Source organism: Chitinophaga filiformis, assembly GCF_021646545.1.
GTDB classification, from domain to species: Bacteria; Bacteroidota; Bacteroidia; order Chitinophagales; family Chitinophagaceae; genus Chitinophaga; species Chitinophaga filiformis_A.
The window spans coordinates 80,134-104,804 of sequence record NZ_JAKIRP010000019.1; the positions used below are offsets into that span (position 1 = coordinate 80,134).

The window sequence follows — 24,671 nt, forward strand, 5'->3', positions numbered from 1 at the left end:
GTATATATTGTTTAATCGGCTGAACGTTTTGCCGTTCTCGCCAGTGCATAAAATACTTCATTCATAGAGGTGGCATTAAACTGCTTCCTCAGATTGGCAGGCGTGTCCAGTGCATCAATGCGCCCATCCACCATCACCGAAATACGGTTACAGTATTCCGCTTCATCCATGTAGTGCGTGGTCACAAAAACAGTAATACCACTGGCGGCAGCATCGTATATCAGGTCCCAGAACTGCCGGCGGGTAACAGGATCTACACCGCCTGTCGGTTCATCGAGAAATACGATCCTGGGCTGATGAATAATAGCTACTGAGAATGCCAGCTTCTGCTTCCATCCCAACGGCAAACTACCCACCATCATTTTTGCTTCTTTCTCCAGGCCCAGTTTCGTGATCAGCTCATCTCCCTTTTCTTTCAGCTGCTTGTCCGACAAGCCATACACACCGCCATAAAACCGGATGTTCTCCTTTACGGTCAAACTCTCATATAAAGAGAATTTCTGGCTCATATAACCGATGTTACGTTTGATCTCTTCCTGTTGCTTGAACACGTTATAACCGGCTACAGCAGCCTCTCCGGAGGTTGGATAAGACAGACCACACAACATACGCATGGCAGTTGTTTTTCCCGCGCCGTTCGCACCCAGGAATCCGAAGATCTCCCCCTGATCAACGTCAAAAGATATGTGGTTCACCGCCACGAAATCGCCGAAACGTTTTGTCAGGTCTTTACAGACGATTGCCTTTTCACTCATGGATGCTGGTTTTAGCAATAAAACAGTCTTCTATATCTGGTGTGATCGCTTCAATGTGAACACCCTTGTGTCCTTTATTTTCCAGCCAGGATAACAATCCTGCCGGATGATCCTTCCCTTCTTCTTCGAACGACAGATGCAGTTTATCTCCCGCAGCATAACACTGCGCGATGCCTGCGTACTGCCTGGTGTCCTTCAACAGCAGATGTACCTTTGGCGCCATTAGCGCATGCAATTGACCCGGATATGCTTTGATGATATTGGCAGGCGTATCGATAGACAATATCTGCCCGGTCTGTATCAGCGCAATTCTCTCACAGAGACTGGCCTCGTCCATGTAGGGAGTAGACACTACGATCGTGATACCTTCCGTTTTCAGGCGTTGCAGCATCTCCCAGAATTCCTTGCGGGATACAGCGTCTACACCTGTGGTAGGCTCATCGAGAAAAAGCACTTCCGGCCGGTGTATGAGTGCACAACAGAGCGCCAGCTTTTGCTTCATACCGCCCGACAACTTCCCTGCACGCCTGTTTTTGAAAGGAGCTATCTGCTCATAAATATCTTTGATCAGCGCATAGTTGGTTTCCACCGTTGTACCAAATAGCGTGGCAAAAAAATGCAGGTTCTCTTCGATCGTCAGGTCCTGGTAGAGCGAAAACTTTCCCGGCATATAACCCACGCAGCTGCGGATCTCATGGTAATTCTTTACCACATCATATCCTGCCACAGTAGCGGTCCCTTTATCTGACAGCAGCAAGGTGGTGAGAATACGGAAGATGGTCGACTTGCCCGCACCATCAGGACCTATCAGCCCAAACAGCTCTCCCTTTTTTACAGAGAATGATATATCCTGTAAGGCAGGCGGTCCATCTTTGACGTACGATTTACTGACATGCTGCAGTATAACAGTGTCCATGATCAATGGAATTGAGTGATGGCAAACATGCCGATTTTCAGATAACCATCATTGGGAACACGGATCTTGATAGCGTACACCAGATTGGCGCGTTCTTCCTTTGTCTGGATGGTCTTAGGCGTAAATTCCGACTTACTGGAAACATAAGAGATCACGCCAGGATAAGTCTTATAATTCTTCTCTCCTGCATCGATCAATACCTTTACGGCCTGTCCCAGTTTGATCTCCGGCAGTTGGGCACCGGTGATGTATGCTTTCAGCAGCAGCGTATCCGTATCGGCTATCTTGTACAACGCTTTTCCTATTACCGCCATCTCGCCCTGCAGCGCGTATCTTGCCAGGACAGTACCTTTCACCGGATTGACAATCACACCTTTCCTGATCTCATCATCATAACGTGCCAGTGATTTTTGCAATGGTGCCCTTTCACTCAGCACACTCCTGTTTTTGTCGGCAACACTGGTTTCATTTACTGTCAGCTGCTGGCGGGTGACGATCAGTTGTTTCTCTAACTGGTCCACCTGTGCGTTGATATCATCCAGTTGCTTGGGTGTGGCAGCATCTGCCTTTACCAGGTTCACAGTACGCTGCTGTTCGTGCAGCAACTGTTTCAATTGTGATTCCTGTACCGCCAGTTGTTTACGTACCAGCGCCAGTTGCGGCTGCGCATCTGTTGTTTTTTCTCTTAAAGCGTTGATAGTTGCCTCTGCCTGTTCCTTCTGTAAGGCCAGTCCGTTGACGTCTATCTGTCCTACTACTGCACCTTCGCGGAGGGTATCCCCTTCGTGTACGGTGAATGACAGGAGCTGTCCGTTCTGTTGCGCAGACACGATCACTTCATCTGCTTCAAAGTTGCCCGAAGCATCTGCCTCGGTTTCGCTGCCTGAGCAGGCAGCCAGCAAACAAATGAGCACGGAAATAGATAAGTATTTCATATATCAAACGACGATTTATTAGTTACCGGATGTGTTTCTGTTATTGTATTGAACCTGCAGCAGCTGAATTTCGTGCAGGATGAGGTTTTGCCTGGCCTGGTTTTCCGCATTCACATGACTGATATAATCATGTGAGGTGATCACACCATTTTCCAGTTGTGCTACAGCCGCCTTTTTTACGGAAGTACGCAGGGCAATGATATCTTCATCCTGACGGATAAGATCACTGTACTGGGCTGCTTCTATCTGCTGACGCGTCATAGTCAGCCGGGTGTCGAACAGGAAGGTCTCCTTACGCACTTCCACGTCCTGTTTGCTGATACGCAGCATCTGCCGGCTGTTCTTATTGGTATAAAGACTACCCAATCCCCAGCTGAAGCGGATGCCTCCCAGGCCATAGAAGCCAAAATCGTTACTGACAAAGTTCAGCGTTGGCCTTCCGTAACTGCCCTGTACAAAAGCGCTGACCTTAGGCAGGTAACTCACCTTCAGCTGTTTTTCCTGCACATCATAACTGCGCTGCTGGTAGTCGTACAAGAGCAATTCAGGCCGGCGGATCTCTGCTGGCATTGTAGTAGGCGCGGGTCTGGTCAACCGCGTCTGATCGTCCAGCGGCTGATTGATGAACAGCGCCAGTACCTGCAAATAGCCCTGCCGGCTGGCCTTTAACTGAACGCGCAGCTGCTCGGTGTTCAGTAATTCCGCTTTCAGCTCGTCCAGGTTGCTGCGGAGCGCAGTGCCATTATTCACCGCTCCTTCTGTTTTATGTATTCCGCTCCGGATGTCTTCCATCCGCAACTCGTTTTGCCGCAGTTGCTCGTCTATAAGGAGAATGCCGAAAAAGAGCTGGCTCACCCTGTCCCTGATGTTGTACAGGTTTACCTCCAGTTGTTGCTGCTGAACAGCCGTATTGGCCTTACTCAGCTCCTTCTGATAGTGAATGTTCCCTCCGTCGAAGATGGTCTGCGTTACTTCCGCCTGTACCTTGTACTGGTCCTTACTTAATTGAGGAGCGCCGGGAAAGGGAAGTTCCACGACCTGCGACTGATAAGTAGCTTGTCCGGAGAAGTTGAGTTGCGGCAGATAGCCTTTAGCGGCGTTCGCCACGGTATAATTGCCAGTCCTGCTGATCAGCTCCCGCTGTTTAATAAGCGGGTAGTTCTTTTGCGCCAGCTGGTAACAATCCTCTAAAGTCAGGGGTGTTTGCGCTATGACGGGCGTTGTGCATAACAGCAGGGCCCATACGAGATACTTCATCATTTGCTAACTATTTATTTTAACCATTTGGTTAATTACAGTTCAAAAAAAAGCCCTAAGGCTTTAACCAGGAAATTATAACATCTCCTACCAGTTTTTTACGTTCTTCTATCAGCATATCAAACTGTACATTGTCCTGCAGGAAAACGCCCTGTACAAGCGGCCGCGCTACAAAAGGAAAGATGCACATGGATACGATGTTCAGGAATAACTGCACCGGACTGACCTCCCTGATGATCCCTTTTTTCCCGGCCTCGACTATTTCCTTCATAAAAAGCATAATGTCGGGAAATGCAGGCTGAGAGCTGACCCTTTTCACCATCATCTCCGGCTGCTGATTTATTTCGTTCAGTACAAATATTGGCAGATACGGCGTTTCAGCGATGTTGGTGATATAATGCGCGATCAGTGTTCTGATCTTCTCCTCCAGTGGCATTTCCTGATTCAGGATATTGCCCAACCTGCCCAACACTTTGGAAAAGGCTTCATTGAACACTATTTCAAACAGCTTCTCCTTGCTCCGGTAGTAATAGTGCAGCATCGCCTTATTAATACCCGCTTCGTCTGCAATGTCCTGCATACGCGCGCCTGCCAGACCACGTTTTACAAAGATCTTTTTGGCTGCTTCTATGATCAATTCCTCTGTATTTCTTTCTTGTGCCATTTAAACTACTTGATTTAACCATCTGGTTAAACAAAGGTAATGAGGGGATTTTAATCTACCAAAACAAAAATAAAAATCAGCTGAGCTGTCCGAAAAAGGAAGAGAGATGCTTCATCATCTCCTTGTTAATGGTTAACTGCACATTCCGGCCTGTCTTATCATATATGAGCAGCCCACTATCTACCAGAATCTTAATATGGTGAGACACAGTGGGTTGAGACAAACCAGTGAGTTCTGTAATTTCACAGCACTGAATGGCGGACTGCCGGGACGCTGCCAGTATGATGGATAACCGGTGCTTATCAGCTATTGCGTTTGCTGCTTTCTCTATCGTAACTGCATCCATTCTGTAAAAATAGATATTTTTCAATGTCTGTAAAAAATTAGCAGGCGGCTTGTTAGCGGACTCATACTTATAACTATTTTTTTTCATTAACAAAAATTAACAACCGTCCGGGGCAACACCTGCGTATATGACAAAATACCTTATTGCCAGCCATGAAGAGTTACAGACACGTGCAGATCCAGCTGTCGTTTAACAGCAAAGAGCCAATATATCAACAGATCAAAGCCTATATTATCAATGAAATAATGCGGGGCAGGCTGCTTCCCGGCGCTTTACTGCCGGGCTCGCGCGTGCTGGCCCAGCAACTGAAAGTGAACAGGAATACCGTTATTCTTGCATATGACCAACTCACCGCTGCGGGGTGGCTCACCTCTCAGTATAAGAGTGGTACCCGTGTGAGCGATAGTATGCCGGCAGGACAAAAAGGACCTCCCGGACAGGAAGCGCCCCGGAAGCCCTCTTTGCATATCCCTTTCCGTCATGTGAACATCTCCCTTTCTTCATCCAATCCCAGCGGTAATTACGATATCATATTTGACGATGGTCGTCCCGATCTGAACCTCATTCCCGTTACAGAGATCAGCCGGGAGTGCCGGCGACTGTTCCAGCAGGAAAACCAGCGGCAGATATTTACCAACATCACAGAAAGAGGGAATGAACTGCTGTTACAGGAAGTGAATACAATGCTGAACAATGACCGTGGGTTGGCAGTTACTACGGATAATATCTGCATCACCCATGGTATGCAGATGGCCTTATACCTCACCGCGCAAACGTTGTTATTGCCGGGAGATCATGTGGCTGTTGAACATCCGGGTTATCAGCCGGCCTGGCAGGCCTTTAAGATAGCCGGCGCACAACTGCATTACATACCTTCCGATCAGTACGGGATCGATGTTGATGCGCTGGAAGCTTGCTGCCGTACCAGACCTTTAAAAGCGCTGTACATCACGCCGCATCACCAATATCCTACCACGACTACCTTGTCGGTAGAAAAGCGGATGCAGTTACTGGCATTGAGCAAACAATACAACTTCGTGATCATTGAAGATGATTATGACCACGAGTATCACTTCCATTTACATCATATTCCCCTGGCGGGTATGGACCATGCAGACAATGTGATCTATATAGGATCGGTCATGCATACACTGCCGGTTAGCTTTGTATGCGGGCCTGCAGCCTTTATCAGCTCATTATCCGCCTACCGTAGTATTGTGAATCATGAAGGCGACCCGGTGCTGCAACAGGCCATCGCCAATCTGATGGCAACGGGCGACATCCGCAGGCATATCCACAATACCCGTTACGTATATATGAAAAGGCTGGAACTGGCCAATAGCATCATACATTCCATCTTTGCCGGACAGGCGCATTACTCGCGTCCGCAGGGAGGATTGGCCATCTGGCTGCAGTTACATAAAGAAGTCGAAGCGGAACAGCTGCTCCGGAAAGTACAATCTGCCGGTATGAACCTCGTCAATCCCCTGAGCTATTATACACCACAATACAGTAGCGCACCAGGTCTGAGACTGGGATATGCATCGCTCGAAGAGCCCCTGATCATTAAAGGGTTGGGCAAACTGGCAAAGGTGATACAACAGTTATAAGTATCCTCTATCAGATATTGATATGGTATTACTGTTGTTTATAGCTGCGATTAAAAGTAGAGAGCAAGGTGAGACATCAATTATAACTATCCGCTATCGGATATAAATATGACATTGCTCTTTTAATGGTTTACGATAGCGTAGAATGATACAAACAGTCTATCTGTAATTCTGCTGATGCCAGTTTCTTTTGAAGCAGGCGGCATCCGTGTTGTCTTTTCTTATTTCCTTCATAGTGGGAGCAGTTGTAGCACATCCGCTGCATCCCTCCTTTCTCGTTACTTAGTCCGGCAACGATCGTAAAGACAGATTGATACAGGCTCATTTTTTCCCGTGATGGTCTCTTACCTACGATCGCGTACAGATCTGCTGTATACTTCTCTGCCTGTTCCAGCACTTCGAGACCGGCATCTGTGAGGAGAAAGGAATAACTACGCCTGTCCCGCAGGTCATCTTCTATGCGCAACAGCCCCTTACTAACCAATGCCGCAGCGGCATCGCTCACGGTGGGACGGCTCAGTTGCAGTTCCATAGCAATGTATGCTACCTTGTTGACTGCTGCCGTATGATGCCCGGTAAAAAGCAATATCTGTAATTGTAGAGGGGTGATTCCCAGGATCCTTGCCTGTTCCCACTGGATAGCCTTTAGCATGTCGCTGAGCCTTTGTAAGGATAATAACAACCGCGCATCAAGCGAAGTCAGTTGCTGCTCAGGACTGATCCCTGATGTTTTTTTCATTGTCAATGTAAAAAGGAGCGCAAAAATAGCTCACCGCCATTACTTGTATAAGTACCAGATATTAAAAATTTTTCAATATTCTGGCCCGGTTCCGGTGGTACGCTTTTTTGATTTATCTTTAGCGCCATTAGCATTACCCCATTACATCACGATGATTTCACGCACTGTCACAAGCACGAATATATATCAGGTATTTATACGTTTTATTTTCAGCATTTCTACCCGGTCCATTTCCGGTGTTATCTGGTAGTTTACATATTCAATCATCATAAAACTGCTATTTATGAAGCATCGTAATTTTCTACGTTTCTTTGCTGCTGCCATTCTCCTTGCAGCATTTACTAAATGTACCCCTCATCATGAAGAGCAGAGAGACATTCCGCTCGATAAAGCCAGAGCCTTTGAACATGTGATCCCGGTCGATGAAGCCCGCCGCCTGCGCCAGGGTTTCCTTGCCGGAAGAAAAGAACTCCAGAGCAAATTACCCGCTAACTATCTTGATAGCGCATTTAACATGCCCGATGGGGAAACGTTTAACCGTCATGCCATTGCCGCCATCCTCAATGCCAAAGGCGCTACGGGCCTCCGCATCTACCTGGGCAAGGATGAAAAAGGCCTGGTACGGATGGTACTACTGCCGGTTGATTCTTCAGGAGCCGACATCCTCACTACACTGGTATCGCGCGATAAAGCAGCCAATATACCAGGCGTACAACCGGCCAAAGCTGCCGCTCTTGAACAGGCAATGGAAAGCGGCCAACGCTGTCCGCCACTCTGCAAAGCCGTATTATAATTACTGTTATCATCCTGTTCCTGATGAATAATCTAGGCGCTTTCCTGGTAAGTCAGCTGGTTATTATTCCCTTAGTGATAGGGCTGATACGCTTCAACAGGACCGTTGAAAGCTTTCAGCCCTTTCTCCTGCTGCTTTCACTGGCCTTTCTTTCTGAGACCATCAGCTTCATTTGTATCAGCCTGCTGGAAACGAGCAATGCCGTTCCGTCGAATCTCTACGGGCTGGCTGAATCTATCGTGATCATCTACCAGTTCTTCGTATGGGGAGCGCTGAAACGAAAGCGGTTGCTTTTCATCGGATTGTTATTCGGGTTTGCCGCTGTATGGACCACAGAAAATATCATCTTCAACAAGATCGAAACCTTCAGTCCCTATTTCCGCGTCACCTATGCTTTTGTTACAGTGTTGCTCAGCATCAACGAGATCAACTACCTGATCGTAAAAGATAACAAGTCGCTTTTCCGCAATGCGCGTTTCCTGGTCTGCCTGGGGTTTATCATCATCTTCATTTACCAGATCATCTATGAAGCGTCCCTGTTCATCGGGTCAGACACCGTGCTGTCTTTACGGGTCATTTTTATGTTTAATTATATCAATGCTTTTGTAAATTTGATCTATGCTATAGCAGTTCTATGCATACCTGTTAAATCATCCTACTACTTTAACAAACATTTTGATGCATAGCATGCCGGCACCTGATGCCTCAAAATGATAATGCCCCATGGACGATAAAATATTCTATATCACGATATTTATTTCAGTGCTGATAGCTGTGATCATCCTCTTCTTCGTGGTATCTATCATATTGTATCACCGCCGTTACATACAGCTGCAACGGGAACGTATTACAGCCGAGATCACCATCCTGGAGAATGAGCGGAAAAGGATCGCAACAGATCTGCATGATAGCATGGGCCCACTACTGTCTACCATCAAACTGAACATTCACAGTATTACCGTAGCCGATGACCGCGACCAGCAGGTCATTGCGAAATCGTCCGGCTACATTGATGAAGTGATCCGCGGCCTCCGGCAGATCTCACACAATCTCCTGCCCGCCACCCTGGAACGTAAAGGATTGACAGAAGCATTGCATGAATTCATCAGACAATTATCCGATAAGCAACCGCTGGAAATAAAGTTCCACACTGCAGGACAGATCAATATTCCTCCGGAAAAACAGATCCATATTTTCCGCATCATCCAGGAGATCACTCACAATACGCTGAAACATGCCCAGGCCACACAACTGCAGATCGCACTCACCCGTGAGAATGGTTTTTACCTCGTATTGATCAGGGAGAACGGGATCGGATTTGATGTTAAAAAAGCCCGGACCGAATCGTCCGGACTGGGAATGAAAAGCCTGGCCATCCGCACAGACATTCTAGGCGGCTCATTATCCATTGATTCCGTGCCTGGTCAGGGTACCAACTATTTCGTAAAAATTCCCGTGGGATAACGTAACTTTACACACACTGAGATTTCAGAGAGACAACTCCAATACCCCAATTCTTACATTCAAATGAATCACGACATCCGATTAGTGATAGCTGACGATCATGAAATTTTCCGTGATGGACTCGCACTAATGCTTTCGAGGCAACCTGACATTACCCTTGTGGGACAAGCCAACAATGGCAGGGAATTACTGGAACTGCTTGAAACCGTCGAAGCTGATGTAGTCATGACGGATCTGAAGATGCCTTTAATGGACGGCATTACGGCCACCCGTACGCTGTTACAGCGATTGCCCCATATCAGGATCATCGCACTGTCTATGTTCGATGAAGAAGAACTGATCGTGGAAATGCTGGAAGCCGGCGCCAAAGGTTACCTGTTAAAGAATGCCGACAAACAGGAGATCATTGAGGCTATCAACAGTGTATACGAGGATAATATCTTCTATTGCAAACAAACCTCTGCCAAGCTGGCTTCCATGATCGTCAGAAGCCGTTTTAATCCTTCGCGCGACAATGCCACTGTTTTATTCACCGATCGTGAGAAAGAGATCATCCGTCTCATCTGCCAGCAATTCACGGCCCAGGAAATAGGTGAAAAGATCTTCCTCAGCAAGCGTACAGTAGAGGGCCACCGCACGCGCATACTGGAAAAAATGAATGTTAAAAATACAGCCGGCGTGGTAGTTTTTGCATTGAAAAACAATCTGATCAGCGAGGCGGAACTGCTTTGAGGCTTTCATTACTGGCAATCTGTGCGTATATTTGCGGCAACTAACTGATAAAAGTGCCTATGACACGTATAGCCCTGATCCGTCACGGAAGTACTGCATGGAATAAAGAAGGAAAAATGCAGGGCAGCACAGATATCCCACTGGATACAGAAGGACTTGAACAGGCCCGCAAACTGGCTATCCGCCTGTCTGACGAACATTGGGACCTGGTCTACACAAGCCAATTATCACGCGCAAAACAAACCGGCGAGATCATTGCTGCCGGGCTGGGTATTACTGATATCCGCCAGGACAGACGTCTCATGGAAGTATCCGGCGGACAAACCGAGGGTACTACTGAGGCCGACAGGATTGCCCGCTGGGGCGCCAACTGGCGGCAGCTGGAACTGGGCATGGAAACGGAGCAGTCTGTACTAACCCGTGGCCTGAGCTTCCTGGATGAGCTGCTGAAAGAACATGCCGGCAAACATATCCTCCTGGTGAGCCATGGCAGTTTTATCCGTCATCTGTTGCGTAAACTGGCTCCTACCCTTGTACAGGAAGCCACCCTGAAAAATACCTCCGTTACCCGTTTTACTGTGAATGACGACCAATGGGAATGTGAGCTGTACAATTGTACTGCACACCTGAGCGAGGTATAATGCTCCGGATGATTGCTGAGGGTCCATATGTCAAAGAACGTTGGGCGCAATACAATATTAGCGAAGAACGCAAGGCGCTTTTGGACAATGTCCACAGGACGCAAAATCATGTGCATAGGACGCCAAAATGAGGGGACGAACTGCAGAAACGTGTATACCTCTACTTCCAGAAAAGCATAGTAATACTTTACAGATTCCTGGTATATTATATTCCGGGCGTACCTGATTTCCCCGGTTTCGGTTCGGTTTGATACCGCTTTGATACCGCTCATCCTACGTTAATGCTACGTTCATGAACGTAGGATCAACGCAGGATGAGCGGTATCAAAGCGGTATCTAAGCGGCATTGTAACCACCTTAAGACATACTTAAGATATAGTAGAGATTCGCTTAGGTGCCTTATCTAGGCTATAATGCTATAGTAGAGAGCCTGTAGGCTATAGCCTTCACCGAATCTTGAGCGAATCTTGAGGGAAGATTACTCACGCTAAGTAGCTTCGGTTTCAGTATGGGATGGCGGTCGGCGCCTCTCTGAATGACTATTGAGCGTTGTCAGGCGAATTGGTGCTGGCATCTGGATTTGACCGCACCGGTCGCGTCACCGGAGAGCCGAAGGCCCGCCATTCCCATCTGAAACCGGTGCTACTTTCGCTCTCCCCCTGTAGTATATTGCACCCTGCTTATCAGGACGATGAGGGGATGCTGCTATCACATGCTTTAAGTATGTCTTTGCCCTGCCTTTACTATGCTTTTACCATACCGTTGTCACGCCTTTGCCTGCCTTACCACGTCTTTGCCATGCCTTTACTATACTTTACCATGCCGTTGCCGGCCTTACTATGCCTATGCCTTTGCTTTACTATGCTTTACCATGCCCTTACCATGCCTTTGTTATGCTCATACCCATGTCTTAACCAGGTGCTGAAACAGACCCCTCAGGGTGGTAATTCGGACAAATTCCGGCTGAATTCCATTAACGTGTACTGCATCCCGTTCAACTTGTTAATTTTTTTAACAAACTGACCGTAGTTTCATCATGGCAACGCTTTTTTTTGTAGACTTGTGATGTAATTCAGGGACAATTTTTTCAGCACTACCCCAATAGCTAATCTGTCAGTTTTAATCAGTTATCATCAGTTATTATCAGTTTATCATAGTAATAAGTTCATACCCCTTATTCTCTGTACTATTATGAGCGAGGAACTGTTCATGCACTTCATCCCTTCTACGCCGGCCTTTTTGGGGCCAGTACATAGTCATTCGCTACGGTTTACCTATACCGTTACAACTTATCTCGTGTCTTCCGGTATTTTGCCCCTTACCTGCATATGGAGTGTGACTGTCTGGATACTGGTCATGATGTGCAGGCTGGACACCTACAAGAAGAAACAGCGGGAGCTGGTGCAGATGTTGCAGGAGCAGCAGGCCATGATGACCAACCACGAGCTGGAGATACAGGAGGCGGAGCGCAAACGTATTGCGGCCGATATCCACGATGAGATAGGCGGCAACCTGGCTGCTATGCGGGTCTACCTGCAAAACCTGCACTACAGAACAAAGCAGGACGAACAGAAAGCCAGGAATCTGCTGCAGCTGGTAGACCAGACCAGCCAGAATGTGCGCAGGGCGGCGCATAACCTGGTTCCTCCCCTTTTTGGCAATATTCCACTTACTGATATACTGCAATCTTACTTTTCGCTGCTCAACTCCTCCAATATCCTGTTCCATTTCTGCAGCAATAAATACCAGACCTGCTTCGATCCCAGGCAGGAATTGATACTATACCGCATCATCATGGAACTGACCAGTAATATTATCAGGCATGCCCATGCCTCAGCTGCCACTATCCAACTGCTGTATTACCCGGACTACCTGGAAATAATAGTGGAAGATGATGGGGTAGGATTACCGGTCGTTCCGGGCAGGGAGGGTATGGGATTATCGGGCGTACGCAGCCGCGTAAAATCGTTAGGCGGGAAATTACACGTCGATTCGGGCTTTTCCGGTACCACCTTTATCATTCACATCCCCGTAATTCCGCAACATGCAGCTACCTGTTAATGTCATCCTTGCTGATGACCACACACTCTTTGCCGACGGTATCAATTCCATCCTGCAACAGGTCCCTAATGTGACCGTTCTGGCTATTGCCGCCAACGGACAGGAACTAATGGAGCTCCTGCCACGCCATCAGCCGGATATCGTCATCCTGGATATCAATATGCCTGTACTGAACGGGTTGGAAGTTACAAAGCTCATCCGGCAGGATTTTCCCCATATCCGGACCATTATCCTTTCCAGTTATAGTGATCCCCATCTTATTTCCCTCGCCCTCAGCTATGGGGCCGATGGCTACCTGCTGAAAACCTGCAATAAGGAAGAACTGCTGCAAACCATCCGGCAGGTCAGCAAGGGGAAACAATGCTTCCCTCCCATGGCCCGCATCTACCAGCAGGAATCCGAAAGTCTGCCCTTCAGGGAGTTCAACCTGACCCGGCGCGAAACGGAGATCCTTCAGCTGATCAATCAGCAGCTTACCAACCAGCAGATAGCCACACACCTGTACCTGAGCATCTATACCGTAGAAACTCACCGGAAGAATATTATGCAGAAACTCCAGCTGAAAAGTCCAGCTGCCCTTACCCGTTTTCTCCTGGAGAAAGGGCTGTAAGCACCGGCCATACTACCTACCATGCCATTCTGTCATTTTCGGATTTTATTGCGTAGTTTTGCTTTCCTAAAATTACTTGCAAAGGATGCTGGAACAGGTTACAAAAGTGCATGACGAAAGTCGCCAGGGAGAAGCTTACGCCCCCCTGGACGGAGAAAAACAGACTTATACCAAAAAATTCTATATAGAGAGCTATGGTTGCCAGATGAACTTTAACGACAGCGAGATCGTGGCATCCATTCTCAAGGAAGAAGGTTTTGGCCCTACCCGTAATGTGGAAGAGGCCAGCCTGGTACTGCTCAACACCTGCTCTATCAGGGAAAAGGCAGAAACTACCGTACGTAAACGACTAACAGAATTCCGTAAAATAAAACAACGTAACCCGGAGCTGCTGGTGGGCGTGCTCGGGTGTATGGCTGAGCGCCTGAAGGCTAAACTGCTGGAAGAGGAGAAGCTGGTGGATATGGTGGTAGGCCCTGATGCTTACAGAACCCTGCCGGCCCTCATCGAAGAGGCAGAAACCGGCCAGAAGGCGGTGAACGTACTGCTCAGCCGTGAAGAGACCTATGGCGACATCAGTCCGGTAAGGCTGGACAGTAATGGTGTGACCGCCTTTGTGTCCATCATGCGGGGTTGTAACAACATGTGCTCTTTCTGCGTGGTTCCATTTACCCGCGGCCGTGAGCGCAGCAGAGACGTAGCGTCTATCCTGCAGGAAGCCACAGACCTGTTCAACAGGGGCTACCGCGAGGTGACCCTCCTGGGCCAGAACGTGGATTCCTACTATTGGGTTGACCCGCAGGATGCTACCCTTGTAACCACCTTTGCCAATCTGCTGGAGAAAGTAGCCCTTATCAGCCCATTGCTCAGGGTTCGTTTCAGCACCTCCCATCCGAAAGACATTACCGATGAAGTGCTGTTCACCATGGCGAAGTACGAGAACATCTGCAAATACATTCACCTGCCTATGCAAAGCGGCAGTACCCGTATACTGCAGCTGATGAACCGTACCTATACCCGGGAATGGTACATCAAAAAAGTTGACCGCATCCGTGAAATATTACCCGACTGTGCCCTGTCCACGGATGTTATTACCGGTTTCTGCACAGAGACCGAAGAAGATCACCAGGACACTATGAGCCTGATGGACTATGCCAGATACGACCTTGCCTACATGTTCTTTTACTCCGAACGCCCCGGTACACTGGCAGCCCGCCGTTACCAGGATGATGTGCCAGAAGAAGTAAAAAAACGGAGGCTGGCCGAAGTGGTAGAGCTGCACCGCGGACAATCGCTCAGAAGCATGCAGCAGGATGTAGGCAAAACGTTTAAAGTGCTTATCGAAGGCACATCTAAACGCTCTGAAGATCATCTCTTCGGCAGAACAGACCAGAACAAAGTGGTGATCTTCCCTAAAGAGGATTACCGCAAAGGTGAATATGTATGGGTGAAGGTGGAGGATTGTACTGCCGGCACTTTATTGGGAACATCGACAGGGAGAGCATAAAAGACAAATTATTGGATCACAGCACCTTTTACAGACTTACACGGTCTGTAAGGGGGTAAATTGAGGATATGGATAATATACAGTCCATTAAAAACAGGTTTGGCATTATCGGGAACTCACCTGCATTGAATTATGCCTTGCAGGTGGCAGCACAGGTGTCCAACACGGATCTGACCGTGTTGATAGTTGGAGAAAGCGGCGTTGGTAAGGAAGTGTTTTCCAATATTATCCATTCACTGAGTGCCCGTAAACACAACCCATTCATTGCCGTGAACTGCGGCGCAATCCCGGAAGGGACCATAGACTCAGAACTTTTCGGCCATGAAAAAGGCTCATTTACCGGTGCGGTAGATAGCCGTAAGGGATATTTTGAAACCGTGAACGGAGGTACCATTTTCCTGGACGAGATCGGGGAAATGCCACTGGGTACCCAGGCGCGCCTGCTGCGTGTATTGGAAACCGGTGAATTTATCAGAGTGGGTTCTTCCAAAGTACAGAAAACAGATGTGCGGGTCATCACTGCTACCAACAGGGACCTGCTCGATCATACCCAGCAGGGGAAATTCAGGGAAGACCTGTACTACCGTTTGAATACAGTTCCTATCAGGGTACCTTCCCTGCGGGACAGGAAAGAGGATATTCCCTTATTGTTCCGTAAATTCTGTGTGGACTTCTCAGAGCGTTACAAGACCCCGAGCATCCAGCTGGATGACGAGGCGCGTAACATCCTGGTCAACTATCCGTGGAGAGGTAATGTGCGTGAACTGAAGAATATGGCGGAGCAGATCTCCGTACTGGCGCAGGACAAACTGGTCAACGCCCATGAGCTGAGACGTTTTCTGCCGGAAGTGAACGAGCCTTCCAGGCTGCCGATGATCGCGGCGCCTCAGGCGAAGCCGAACGGCGACTTTTCCAACGAAAGGGATATACTGTATAAACTGTTCTTCGATATGAAGAAGGATGTGACGGAACTGAAAAAGATGTTCTTCGACATCCTGCAGAACCCTAATATTGCCCATGCCGGCAATTTCCAGGACAGTCACCTGATGCACAGCTTCCACCCGCAACCGGAAGTAAGTGTAAGCACGAGCCCGGTGCCTGCAACCATTTCTTCACCGCAGCCGATTATCTTACAGGATAGCAACAAAATAGACCACCACGAAGAAGTAGAGGAAACATTGTCTATCGCCGACAAGGAGAAAGAACTGATCGTCAAGGCCCTGAAAAAACACAAAGGCAAAAGAAAAGACGCAGCGCTTGACCTGGGCATTTCCGAGCGGACTTTATACAGGAAACTAAAAGAATACAACATTAACGAATAGCAGGCGCCTGCCGGGATGATGTACCTTCCCGGCAGACAGCCTTAACACTTTTAAGATGATCAGATTAATCCAGGGGATAATGACCGTTAGCTTATTGCTGATGCTGGGCGGCTGTTCCGTTCATTATTCCGCCACCGGCGCCAGCATTGAACCGGGTGCAAAAACCGTAAATGTGCGTTTTATTGATAACAGGGCGCCTATCAACAACCCGACGCTGAGCCAGAACCTGACGGAAAAGCTGCGTACCAAAGTACAGGCGCAGACCAAGCTGGTACAGATCAATGAAGAGGGTGCTGACTATGAATTTAAGGGCGCAGTAACCGGTTACTCCTTTAGTAATGCCGCTGTGACCAATGTGGACCAGGCTGCTACTTCCAGGCTGACCGTTACCATCAATATTACGTTCATCAAGAGAATAGGCGATAAAAAGGGGTATACACAATCATTTACCCGTTCGGCCGACTTCTCTGCCTCCCAGTTGCCAAGTGCAGTGGAAAATGGCCTGCTGGAGAACACAATTCTGCCACAGATAGTAGATGATATTTTCAATAAAGCGTTCGCTAACTGGTAAGTATTACAAAAGCTTTCGTATTTGATTTTTTTTCATACTTTAGCAGCATGACCGCAAACAGGATCATTCAACATATCTTCCAGCAGCCTGATATTAAACAGGTTGATGAAGCAGCACTGGAACGGCTGGTATCGTCATATCCCTACTTTACGGCGGCCCGCCTGCTGCTGGCACGCAAGCAATACAGTGTGCAAAAGAACCTGCTGGCGCCGGCGGTTAAGAAGGCACAGCAGTATAGTACCAACATGCATTACTTTTACCGCTTTGTGACCACCGACGAGAAAAGCGTGGCTCCTGAGGTCGTAGCGCCGGTAGAGGTTGAAGCTGCTCCTGATCCTATACAAGTTGAAACTGCTGCCGCCCAGGTACAAGTTGCTGCGGCTCCTGTAACTGAGGTCCCTGCCAGCGTATTCCCCGGCGAGCAGGAAACAACGGCGCCTGCGCCACAGCCTGTACAGGAATCCAAGATCCATGTTACCGTACCAAAGGCGCCGGCAGAGCAAACTGCTACGCCGGAAGCTAATTATACTGCTCCTGCAAACAATATAGAAGAGGAATTGACCGTTACTGCGGATGATGTTGTGGCAACACCAGTCACTCCTCCGCCTTCCCAGGCAACGCCGGCAACAGCGGCACCTGCCCGGGAGGCAGCACCGGCAGCATCTGTACAGACACCGGAACCACCGGCTGCACCTGCGGAGCCATTAGTACCACCTGCAACCAGGAGCCCGGTAGCTACTGCACCGGCAGATGCAGAAACCGAGCCTATTAAAATATTCCCGCTGGATACTTCCGAGACCGAAACGTCTCTGACTTTCCAACCCTTGTATACCGATGATTATTTCGCTTACAAACGTTTGAAAGAACCTGAGCAGGCAGAAGAGCTCAGTGAAAAAGGAGCAGCAGAAATGAAAAGTTTTACATCCTGGCTCAGAGAGATGAAGCATACCTTCGCCGAAAAAGCCAGCAAGCAATGGTACCATCAGCAAATGCACCGCAGCTATGAAGATGCTGATCCGGAAGTATCTGAGCAGGTGGAAAAGATGGCTATGGACTCCATCACGCTGAATGACGACATCGTTTCGGAGACGCTTGCGGAGATCTGGGCACGCCAGCACCAGTACCAGACAGCTATCCACATATATCAAAAATTAAGTTTGCTTAATCCCAACAAAAGCGCTTATTTTGCGCAAAAGATTAAGGAACTTCAGTTACTAACAGAAAAAAGTTAACTTATATACTATGTTATTGATTTTCGGCATATTAATCATCCTGGCCTGTGTGTTATTGGGCTTTTTCGTACTTGTACAAAACCCGAAAGGTGGTGGCTTATCCGGTAGCTTTGGTGGTTTTGGAAACCAGGTGATGGGTGTACGCCAGACCACAGATGTGCTTGAAAAAGGTACCTGGATCCTGTCTGCTATCATCGCCGTGCTGTGCCTTACCTCCTCTATGTTTGTGAACAGAGGTCAGGCTCCTGACATGAGAAAAGGCGTGATGGAGCAGAGCGTTCCTACAGCTCCAGCGCAGGTGCCAGCTACTCCGGTAAATCCGGCTCCAGCTCCGGCTCCGGCAAAATAATATTCCGGCTGTTAAAGCTATTTCAGAACCTCGCCGTCACAAGCGAGGTTTTTTATTGAATACCATCCTATGGCAAAAAAAAGCAAAGCAAAAAAAAGTCAGAAGAAGAACGTGTGGATCAAACGTATACTGGTAGTTGCCTGCGCTATCCTGGCAGGACTGCTCGTATACATAGGGTATCGTGTATTTGGCCCCAATACCACCAAAGCTTTTGGGGATAGTAAATTTTTCTACGTACGTACCGGCTCCACTTATGCCGATGTATTGGATGGCCTGGAAGAACAACAGATCATCCGCAGCCGTACCAGCTTCGATTGGGTGGCCCGCGAACTTGGGTATCCGAAACGTGTCAAAGCCGGTAAATACAAGATCAGCCGTGGCATGAGCAACTTCGACCTTGTGAAGCTGCTGCGCGCCGGCCGGCAAACGCCGGTGAACCTGACCATCACCAAACTGCGCACCAAACAGGACCTTGTCAGGAAGATCAGCTCCAACCTGGAAGCCGATTCTGCCACCTTCCTGGCCCTGCTCAGAGATCAGGTGTACCTCCGCCAGTTCGGACTGGACACCAACACCGTGATGTGCGCTTTCATTCCGAACAGTTACCAGTTCTACTGGAACACCACTGCGGAAGCAGCCTTCAAAAAGATCGAAAAGGAAACCGCCGCTTTCTGGACAGAAGAACGTAAGGCAGCTGCCCGCCGGCTGGACCTGAGCACGATACAGGTGATGATCATCGCCTCCATCGTGGAAGAGGAAACCAATAAAAACGACGAGAAGCCGCTGATCTCCAGCGTATACATCAACCGCTTCCGCAAAGGCATGCGTCTGCAGGCAGATCCTACCGTGAAATTTGCGCTGCAGGACTTCTCCATCCGCAGGATCAGGGAAGGACATATTGCCTTCTCATCGCCTTACAACACCTATCAGAATGCCGGCCTGCCGCCAGGCCCTATCTGTACGCCTTCCATCAAATCCATCGAAGCGGTACTGAATACGCCGGAAACTGATTATATCTATTTTTGCGCTAAAGCTGATTTCTCCGGATATCATGCCTTTGCCGCCACCTACGCAGAGCACATGAAAAATGCACACGCATTCCATGCTGCATTAAATGCGAGAGGGATATAACAACACTACAATGCCGTTCAGACCAGAAAAGATCATTCTTACATCCAGGCCTTTCCGTAAACTGGTAAACATCAGCAAAACACTGGTGTTGCCCGGTTTTGAAGGCGTGCCCCTGTACGATGTGATCAAATTCTTTCTGAAGGAAATGGGTAACCGGAGCCTGGGGGAACGGGCAGCAGCTATTTCATTCAACTTCCTGCTGGCTATTCCCCCATTCTTCATCTTCATGTTCACCCTCGTACCCTACATTCCCATGAAAAATGTGGAGGCTACCCTGTATGAACTGGCAGAAGATGTGACGCCCAACTACAATACGTACATCATTATACGGGACATGATCCATGACTTCCTGTATACACACCGTAACGGATTGCTGTCTATCGCGTTCCTGATGGGATTTTTTGCTTCCTCCAACGCGGTCATGGGACTGGCCCGTTCTTTCAATAAGAAATCGCCCGGCTTCCGCCGCAGAAAATGGTGGCAGAAAAGGCTCATGGCCCTGAAGCTGACGCTGATACTGATCTTCCTCCTGTTGCTGACCGTCATCCTGATCATTGCGCAGGGTACTGTATTGAGCTTTATTTTCAACTACCTGGGCATCACCGATCCCCACATACTATCCCTGGCTGATGTGGCCCGCTGGGTACTCATCACTTTACTGTTCTTCTCCATGCTTTCGGTGATCTACCGCTTTGTGCCGGCCACGACGAAGCGATGGAAGTTCATTACCGCAGGCTCCACTTTCGCTACTATTATGATGATCGTGGTGACGATCCTGTTCTCCATCTTTGTCAACAAGTTCGCCAACTACAACAAGATATACGGTTCCATTGGTACCATCCTCATTCTTATGTTGTCCATTTACCTCTATTCCTTCATCCTGCTGATCGGTTTTGAGCTGAACGCCAGCATCCGGATACTGAAGGAAACAGCGGAAGTGCGTAAGGAAAACCTCCCTGAAGAAGTACGCGGCCTCTCCTGATAAATTAGATAAAAATCACACATATTCGTATCTTTATGACGGAACCACAGGTCGGTTCCTTCATTGTAATCCCTAAGCAGCAGATATGCAAAGGGTTAGCGTTAACCTGAAACCTATATTTATGAGAAGCGTATACTGTCTATTGATCCTATGCTCCTGGCTGGTGGCGATGCAGCCGGCTGTCACCCCTCCATTGGAAATCGGAGCGCCTTTACCTAAAGCAGATGTTGTACTTCAGGATTTCTCCGGCAAAGAGATCACACTCAATAAAGCAAGATTAAACAACGGATTACTGGTGATATTCTCTGGTAATACCTGCCCTTATATTGAAAGGAACCAGGCACGCACACAGGAGATCTGTAAATATGCGCTGAGCAACCATATCGGCGTGGTGCTGATCAACTCCAACACTGCCGGTGCAGACGAAAAAACAGTGCTGGCCGCAATGAAAACCTATGCCACCGGACAGCAATTCAACTGGTATTATGTGGTAGATAAAAAAACCGAATTAGCAGACGCTTTTGAGGCCAATCATATGCCTGAATGCTATCTGTTCAACCAGCAGGCAAAACTCGTTTATAAGGGCGCTATTGATGATAGTCCGGGCAATGCGGAAGCAGTTAAGATGCGGCACCTGAGTAATGCGATCAATGATCTGCTGGCAGGCAAGGCGGTGCGGGTAAACGCTACACAGGCGCTGGGATGTAATATCAAAAGGTTTTAAGGATTACAATAGCCAGCGGTAGAAAGCTGTCGCATTATAATCAAATAAGCATTTTTAAGCACAGCCACATTCAATGGTAAAGCTATTTCGTCAATTTAGATAAGTTGCTTAAGCACTATTATATCAAATGATGTAAAGCTCTTGCGTCAGGTTAAATAAGATGTTAAAGCACTACAAGATCCTATGGTGTAAACCTATTGCGTCAGTTCAAAGACATTTAAGCATTACCACACCATAAACAGCGCATTCCCAAACATCAGTTTCCCGTTTTCCCAGAAACAGCGGAACAGCGGATCATCTGCCATCAGTACGATCTTACCTTCGCCCATTTCCTTTACACCGAAGAGTAAGCCGTCTTTTAGTTTCTTGCGTGTTTCCGTGCCTACGAAACCGCTCAGGTAGTTGTCTTTCTTCAGTATACCGACGTTCCAGCCGCTATTGTCCAGGTAGTCGTATATTCTGCCATCCTGTTTGAGGGTATAATAGACTGCCGGAAATCCGAAGGCCAGCGGATGGCTGTTGTCCAGCTGTACTTTGTAAATAGCGCCGGGAATGAGTTGTTTGACGCCTTCCCTTTCACGGTTGGCATAAGGTTTCAGCAGGGCATATTCATCTTTCTTTTCCTCTTTTTCTTCTTCCTCCTTTTTCTGATGGATGCCCCAGTCGAGCGTGGACACCTGCGCCAATGCGCCCTGCAGGGCGATTAATTTACCGCCACCGGAGATCCAGTCCCTCAGTTTATTGGCATTGTCTTTTTCTGACAGGAATTTATAATTACCGTCGGGAAGTATTAATACATCGAGGGCTTTCCAGTTCACCCGCGGCAATTGCTTTTCATCTACGATAGTGAGCGGGTAACCGATCTGCTGTTCAAAGAAATGCCACACTTCTCCTGCTGCGAGAGACGAGACGCCTTCTCCCATTACTACCGCCACTCTGATAGGTTTGATAAACCGCACTTTCTCAGAACCGAAGTCCACTCCTTTCTCCACAAAGCCGGTATTCACGGCGTCCAGCCCTGTTTTATAGGTATTGGCCAGTGCAATGACCTGTTCATCAAACTGAGCACCGGCGGCTTCATTGCCTGAGCGGGTAATGATCAGCGTACCTGCGGGAAAGGATTTGCCGCCGGCAATAAAATCGCCTTCCGCATATCTTACTCTGATACGTTTCTGCAGCAATGCGGACAGGAAGCGTACGTCTTTAATGCTGTTCCAGCGGGCCAGGTAGGCGTAGGGCTTTGCTGCCGCCAGGTAAGTGTTCACGGTAGTCTGCAGACTGTCTTTTGCCGGCGTCAACGGCTGGCGCACACCATAGGTTTGCAGGCCATAGGCGTAAGGCAGGGACCAGGCAGTGATATCATAAGTGACGGAATCGGCTAAACGGGAATCGGGTTCAAATAATACTTTGAGCAGGTTAGACCTGGCCTGTGCAGCGCTGATCACCATGTCTTCCTTGTCTATACTGAAGTTCTCCGTTTTACCATTGAAGTAGTTAAATCCGTTAGCCTGGTTCACGGCCGCGCCATAACCGAAGCGAATACCGTTCCTGTTGAGCAAAGTGCCCAGGGAGGCCAGTTTCTCGTTGTTGCCGGCAGCTTTCACCACATAAGACCGGTAAGGGCCTTCCGGCGCATGAATGGCCTCATAGAAATACCGGGAGAACTCTTTCAGCAACAGCGGCGCCTGTTGTGCCGCTATTTCTATGGTGGACAAACCCGTGGTGCGGTGGTGCGCAATACGTTCTGTAAGGGTCAGGGTATCACCATCCTGTTTTAAACCAGCCAGTCCTGCACGTCCTCCTCCACCCTGTTCATAGGTCATTCCGATGGCGCCGTTGTAGGTAGGATAAGTGTCGCCGTAGCTGGGGTAAAACATATCGAAAAATTCCTTGGTAAAATAAAGCCAGCCTTCTTTATCGAAGTAACGGGCATTGTTCTTACCGATCAGCATCTGCATGCTGCGCTGCCAGGGTTTGATGATATCGTGGAAAGGCTCGGCGGCAGGTGCAAAGTAATAAGGGGCATCGATGGACTGTTCATGGAAGTCTACGTGTACCTGCGGCATCCAGCGACTATACTGGATAACCCTTTGCTGTGATTCTATCTGCGTTTGCCAGGCCCAGTCGCGGTTCAGGTCAAAATAATAGTGATTAGCCCTTCCGCCCGGCCAGGGTTCATTGTGCTCTCTGGCAAACAACAAAGGGTCTGCATAACGTGTATGCACCTGGTTGTAGAAATTCACATAGCGTTCCCGTCCGTCGGGATTGAGGCAGGGATCGATGATCACGACCGTATTCTTCAGCCATTCCTGCTGCTCTTTGTTGTCTTTGTTGGCCAGCATGTACAGGGTGACCATGGCGGCTTCGGTAGAAACAGCTTCATTGCCATGTACATTGTAGCTCAACCAGACAATTACCGGATCGCCGGCGGCAGGCTTACCGCTACCACTGGCCAGTTCCAGGTTATGTTGTCTTATCTGTTCAGTTTTGCTGATATTTTCAGAAGAAGAAATGACCGCCAGCATCAGTGGGCGGCCTTCGTAGGTAGTGCCGTATTGCGTGAGCTGCATGTTGGGTGTAACAGCAGCAACGGCTCTGAAGTAGTCAAGTACGCGGTGGTAGGGCGTGAACTGTGTTCCGGGCGCATAACCGAGAAACTGTTCCGGCGTTGGCAGCGCTTGTGAGAACCCTGTCTGTACGATGAGCAGTATAAGGGACGATAACAGCAATTTGCGCATATGGAACCTTCAATTTATTTACCTAAGATAAACAATTGAAAGGGTTTTTGCTACTCTACACTTTCTCCTATCAGCCCGAAATACTGTACGCATTCAAGTGCTCCGTCCCGGCGATAATAACGAAACTCCCCCACCCTGTTATCTTCATGCCAGTGGCCTGTTTCCGAGGGCTTGCCATTGTCGAAGAAAACAGTCCTGACACCTTCCATTCTTCCCGCCTTCCGGTAATACACTTCTTTCAGCGTACCGTTCTCATAGTAGATCTCTACCCTTTCTTTGCAGGGATCGTCAGTAAAGCCATATACCTTCCACCGGATATGCCCGTTCTCTTCCCGCATTACCTGGCGTAGCAGCTCGCTCTTGTGTTCCTCTGCCGCCATACAACCAGACCCGTTCACCACGAGCAGTAACAGAAGAAATCCTGGAAGCAATGTGCTGTATTTGTTTATAGAAGTTCGTTCACCGGACATGCTGATGCAGATAAAAATCTTGTAAAGGCATACTCAATATAGTAAAATATAATAATATAAAAAGCAGGAAAAATGAATATATCAATGGAATGAACGGACAGGTACATTCATTCCATTGATAT

25 protein-coding genes are annotated in these 24,671 nt (G+C 48.4%); 16 read left to right on the top strand and 9 right to left on the bottom strand.

The genetic code is table 11. The annotated features are described in order from the left end of the window. Positions 1-11: 11 nt before the first annotated feature. From L3C95_RS30990 to L3C95_RS31015, 6 genes are all read right to left on the bottom strand, one after another. Positions 12-755: an ABC transporter ATP-binding protein gene (locus L3C95_RS30990; RefSeq protein WP_236394381.1), complete on the bottom strand. Its 744-nt coding sequence runs from the start codon at positions 753-755 to the stop codon at positions 12-14. Further along, entirely contained in the window at positions 748-1,671 is a 924-nt protein-coding gene (locus L3C95_RS30995; protein WP_236394383.1) for an ABC transporter ATP-binding protein, read from the bottom strand. The genes L3C95_RS30990 and L3C95_RS30995 overlap by 8 nt, the downstream gene beginning before the upstream one ends. A 2-nt stretch (positions 1,672-1,673) precedes the next feature. Beyond that, entirely contained in the window at positions 1,674-2,606 is a 933-nt protein-coding gene (locus tag L3C95_RS31000; protein WP_236394385.1) for an HlyD family secretion protein, read from the bottom strand. Positions 2,607-2,624: 18 nt separating this feature from the next. Further along, positions 2,625-3,866, bottom strand: a complete 1,242-nt coding sequence (locus tag L3C95_RS31005) for a TolC family protein (RefSeq protein ID WP_236394387.1) — start codon at positions 3,864-3,866, stop codon at positions 2,625-2,627. A gap of 52 nt (positions 3,867-3,918) precedes the next feature. Next, complete coding sequence (locus L3C95_RS31010; protein ID WP_236394389.1) at positions 3,919-4,527, bottom strand: TetR/AcrR family transcriptional regulator; 609 nt, start codon at positions 4,525-4,527, stop codon at positions 3,919-3,921. A 76-nt stretch (positions 4,528-4,603) separates the two neighbouring features. Further along, on the bottom strand, positions 4,604-4,960 hold the full coding sequence (locus tag L3C95_RS31015) for an ArsR/SmtB family transcription factor (protein ID WP_236394391.1): 357 nt from the start codon (positions 4,958-4,960) through the stop codon (positions 4,604-4,606). 65 nt (positions 4,961-5,025) lie between these two features. Between L3C95_RS31015 and L3C95_RS31020 the strand changes: the two genes are divergently transcribed. Then, positions 5,026-6,483 carry a PLP-dependent aminotransferase family protein gene (locus L3C95_RS31020; protein WP_236394392.1) on the top strand — a complete coding sequence of 486 codons (1,458 nt, stop codon included), beginning with the start codon at positions 5,026-5,028 and terminating at the stop codon, positions 6,481-6,483. A gap of 130 nt (positions 6,484-6,613) precedes the next feature. On the opposite strand, the gene L3C95_RS31025 is transcribed toward L3C95_RS31020, so the two are convergent. Next, positions 6,614-7,222 carry a MarR family transcriptional regulator gene (locus L3C95_RS31025; protein WP_236394394.1) on the bottom strand — a complete coding sequence of 203 codons (609 nt, stop codon included), beginning with the start codon at positions 7,220-7,222 and terminating at the stop codon, positions 6,614-6,616. Between the two features lie 283 nt (positions 7,223-7,505). Between L3C95_RS31025 and L3C95_RS31030 the strand changes: the two genes are divergently transcribed. The 15 genes from L3C95_RS31030 (at position 7,506) to L3C95_RS31100 (ending at position 21,341) form a co-directional block, all read left to right on the top strand. Next, the gene (locus tag L3C95_RS31030) at positions 7,506-8,015 is read left to right on the top strand and encodes a hypothetical protein (protein WP_236394396.1); all 510 of its coding nucleotides are present in this window, start codon (positions 7,506-7,508) and stop codon (positions 8,013-8,015) included. A gap of 23 nt (positions 8,016-8,038) precedes the next feature. Further along, a complete protein-coding gene (locus L3C95_RS31035; RefSeq protein ID WP_236394398.1) occupies positions 8,039-8,701 on the top strand; it encodes a hypothetical protein in 663 nt (220 codons plus the stop codon). 37 nt (positions 8,702-8,738) lie between these two features. Continuing rightward, complete coding sequence (locus L3C95_RS31040; protein WP_236394400.1) at positions 8,739-9,479, top strand: sensor histidine kinase; 741 nt, start codon at positions 8,739-8,741, stop codon at positions 9,477-9,479. 63 nt (positions 9,480-9,542) lie between these two features. Next, positions 9,543-10,211 (top strand): response regulator transcription factor, encoded by a 669-nt coding sequence (locus L3C95_RS31045; RefSeq protein WP_236394402.1) that lies wholly within the window; start codon positions 9,543-9,545, stop codon positions 10,209-10,211. A 59-nt stretch (positions 10,212-10,270) separates the two neighbouring features. Beyond that, complete coding sequence (locus tag L3C95_RS31050) at positions 10,271-10,852, top strand: histidine phosphatase family protein (protein WP_236394404.1); 582 nt, start codon at positions 10,271-10,273, stop codon at positions 10,850-10,852. A 1,191-nt stretch (positions 10,853-12,043) separates the two neighbouring features. Continuing rightward, a complete protein-coding gene (locus tag L3C95_RS31055) occupies positions 12,044-12,913 on the top strand; it encodes a sensor histidine kinase (RefSeq protein ID WP_236394406.1) in 870 nt (289 codons plus the stop codon). After that, on the top strand, positions 12,897-13,523 hold the full coding sequence (locus tag L3C95_RS31060) for a response regulator transcription factor (protein WP_236394408.1): 627 nt from the start codon (positions 12,897-12,899) through the stop codon (positions 13,521-13,523). The genes L3C95_RS31055 and L3C95_RS31060 overlap by 17 nt, the downstream gene beginning before the upstream one ends. A gap of 85 nt (positions 13,524-13,608) precedes the next feature. Beyond that, a complete protein-coding gene (gene miaB / locus L3C95_RS31065; protein WP_236394410.1) occupies positions 13,609-15,030 on the top strand; it encodes a tRNA (N6-isopentenyl adenosine(37)-C2)-methylthiotransferase MiaB in 1,422 nt (473 codons plus the stop codon). A 68-nt stretch (positions 15,031-15,098) separates the two neighbouring features. Continuing rightward, complete coding sequence (locus tag L3C95_RS31070; RefSeq protein ID WP_236394412.1) at positions 15,099-16,352, top strand: sigma-54 interaction domain-containing protein; 1,254 nt, start codon at positions 15,099-15,101, stop codon at positions 16,350-16,352. 55 nt (positions 16,353-16,407) lie between these two features. Next, the gene (lptE, locus tag L3C95_RS31075) at positions 16,408-16,923 is read left to right on the top strand and encodes an LPS assembly lipoprotein LptE (RefSeq protein ID WP_236394414.1); all 516 of its coding nucleotides are present in this window, start codon (positions 16,408-16,410) and stop codon (positions 16,921-16,923) included. 47 nt (positions 16,924-16,970) lie between these two features. Further along, positions 16,971-18,155 carry a hypothetical protein gene (locus tag L3C95_RS31080; RefSeq protein ID WP_236394416.1) on the top strand — a complete coding sequence of 395 codons (1,185 nt, stop codon included), beginning with the start codon at positions 16,971-16,973 and terminating at the stop codon, positions 18,153-18,155. Positions 18,156-18,165: 10 nt separating this feature from the next. Beyond that, on the top strand, positions 18,166-18,504 hold the full coding sequence (secG, locus tag L3C95_RS31085; RefSeq protein ID WP_236394418.1) for a preprotein translocase subunit SecG: 339 nt from the start codon (positions 18,166-18,168) through the stop codon (positions 18,502-18,504). 69 nt (positions 18,505-18,573) lie between these two features. Continuing rightward, on the top strand, positions 18,574-19,635 hold the full coding sequence (gene mltG / locus L3C95_RS31090) for an endolytic transglycosylase MltG (RefSeq protein WP_236394420.1): 1,062 nt from the start codon (positions 18,574-18,576) through the stop codon (positions 19,633-19,635). Positions 19,636-19,645: 10 nt separating this feature from the next. Further along, positions 19,646-20,617: a YihY/virulence factor BrkB family protein gene (locus L3C95_RS31095; protein ID WP_236394423.1), complete on the top strand. Its 972-nt coding sequence runs from the start codon at positions 19,646-19,648 to the stop codon at positions 20,615-20,617. Between the two features lie 121 nt (positions 20,618-20,738). Continuing rightward, complete coding sequence (locus tag L3C95_RS31100; RefSeq protein WP_236394425.1) at positions 20,739-21,341, top strand: redoxin domain-containing protein; 603 nt, start codon at positions 20,739-20,741, stop codon at positions 21,339-21,341. Positions 21,342-21,565: 224 nt separating this feature from the next. Here L3C95_RS31100 and L3C95_RS31105 read toward each other — a convergent pair whose 3' ends face one another. Together L3C95_RS31105 and L3C95_RS31110 are read right to left on the bottom strand one after the other, a co-directional pair. Beyond that, the gene (locus tag L3C95_RS31105; RefSeq protein ID WP_236394427.1) at positions 21,566-24,079 is read right to left on the bottom strand and encodes a M14 metallopeptidase family protein; all 2,514 of its coding nucleotides are present in this window, start codon (positions 24,077-24,079) and stop codon (positions 21,566-21,568) included. Positions 24,080-24,129: 50 nt separating this feature from the next. Continuing rightward, complete coding sequence (locus tag L3C95_RS31110) at positions 24,130-24,510, bottom strand: toxin-antitoxin system YwqK family antitoxin (protein WP_236394429.1); 381 nt, start codon at positions 24,508-24,510, stop codon at positions 24,130-24,132. Between the last annotated feature and the right edge of the window lie 161 nt (positions 24,511-24,671).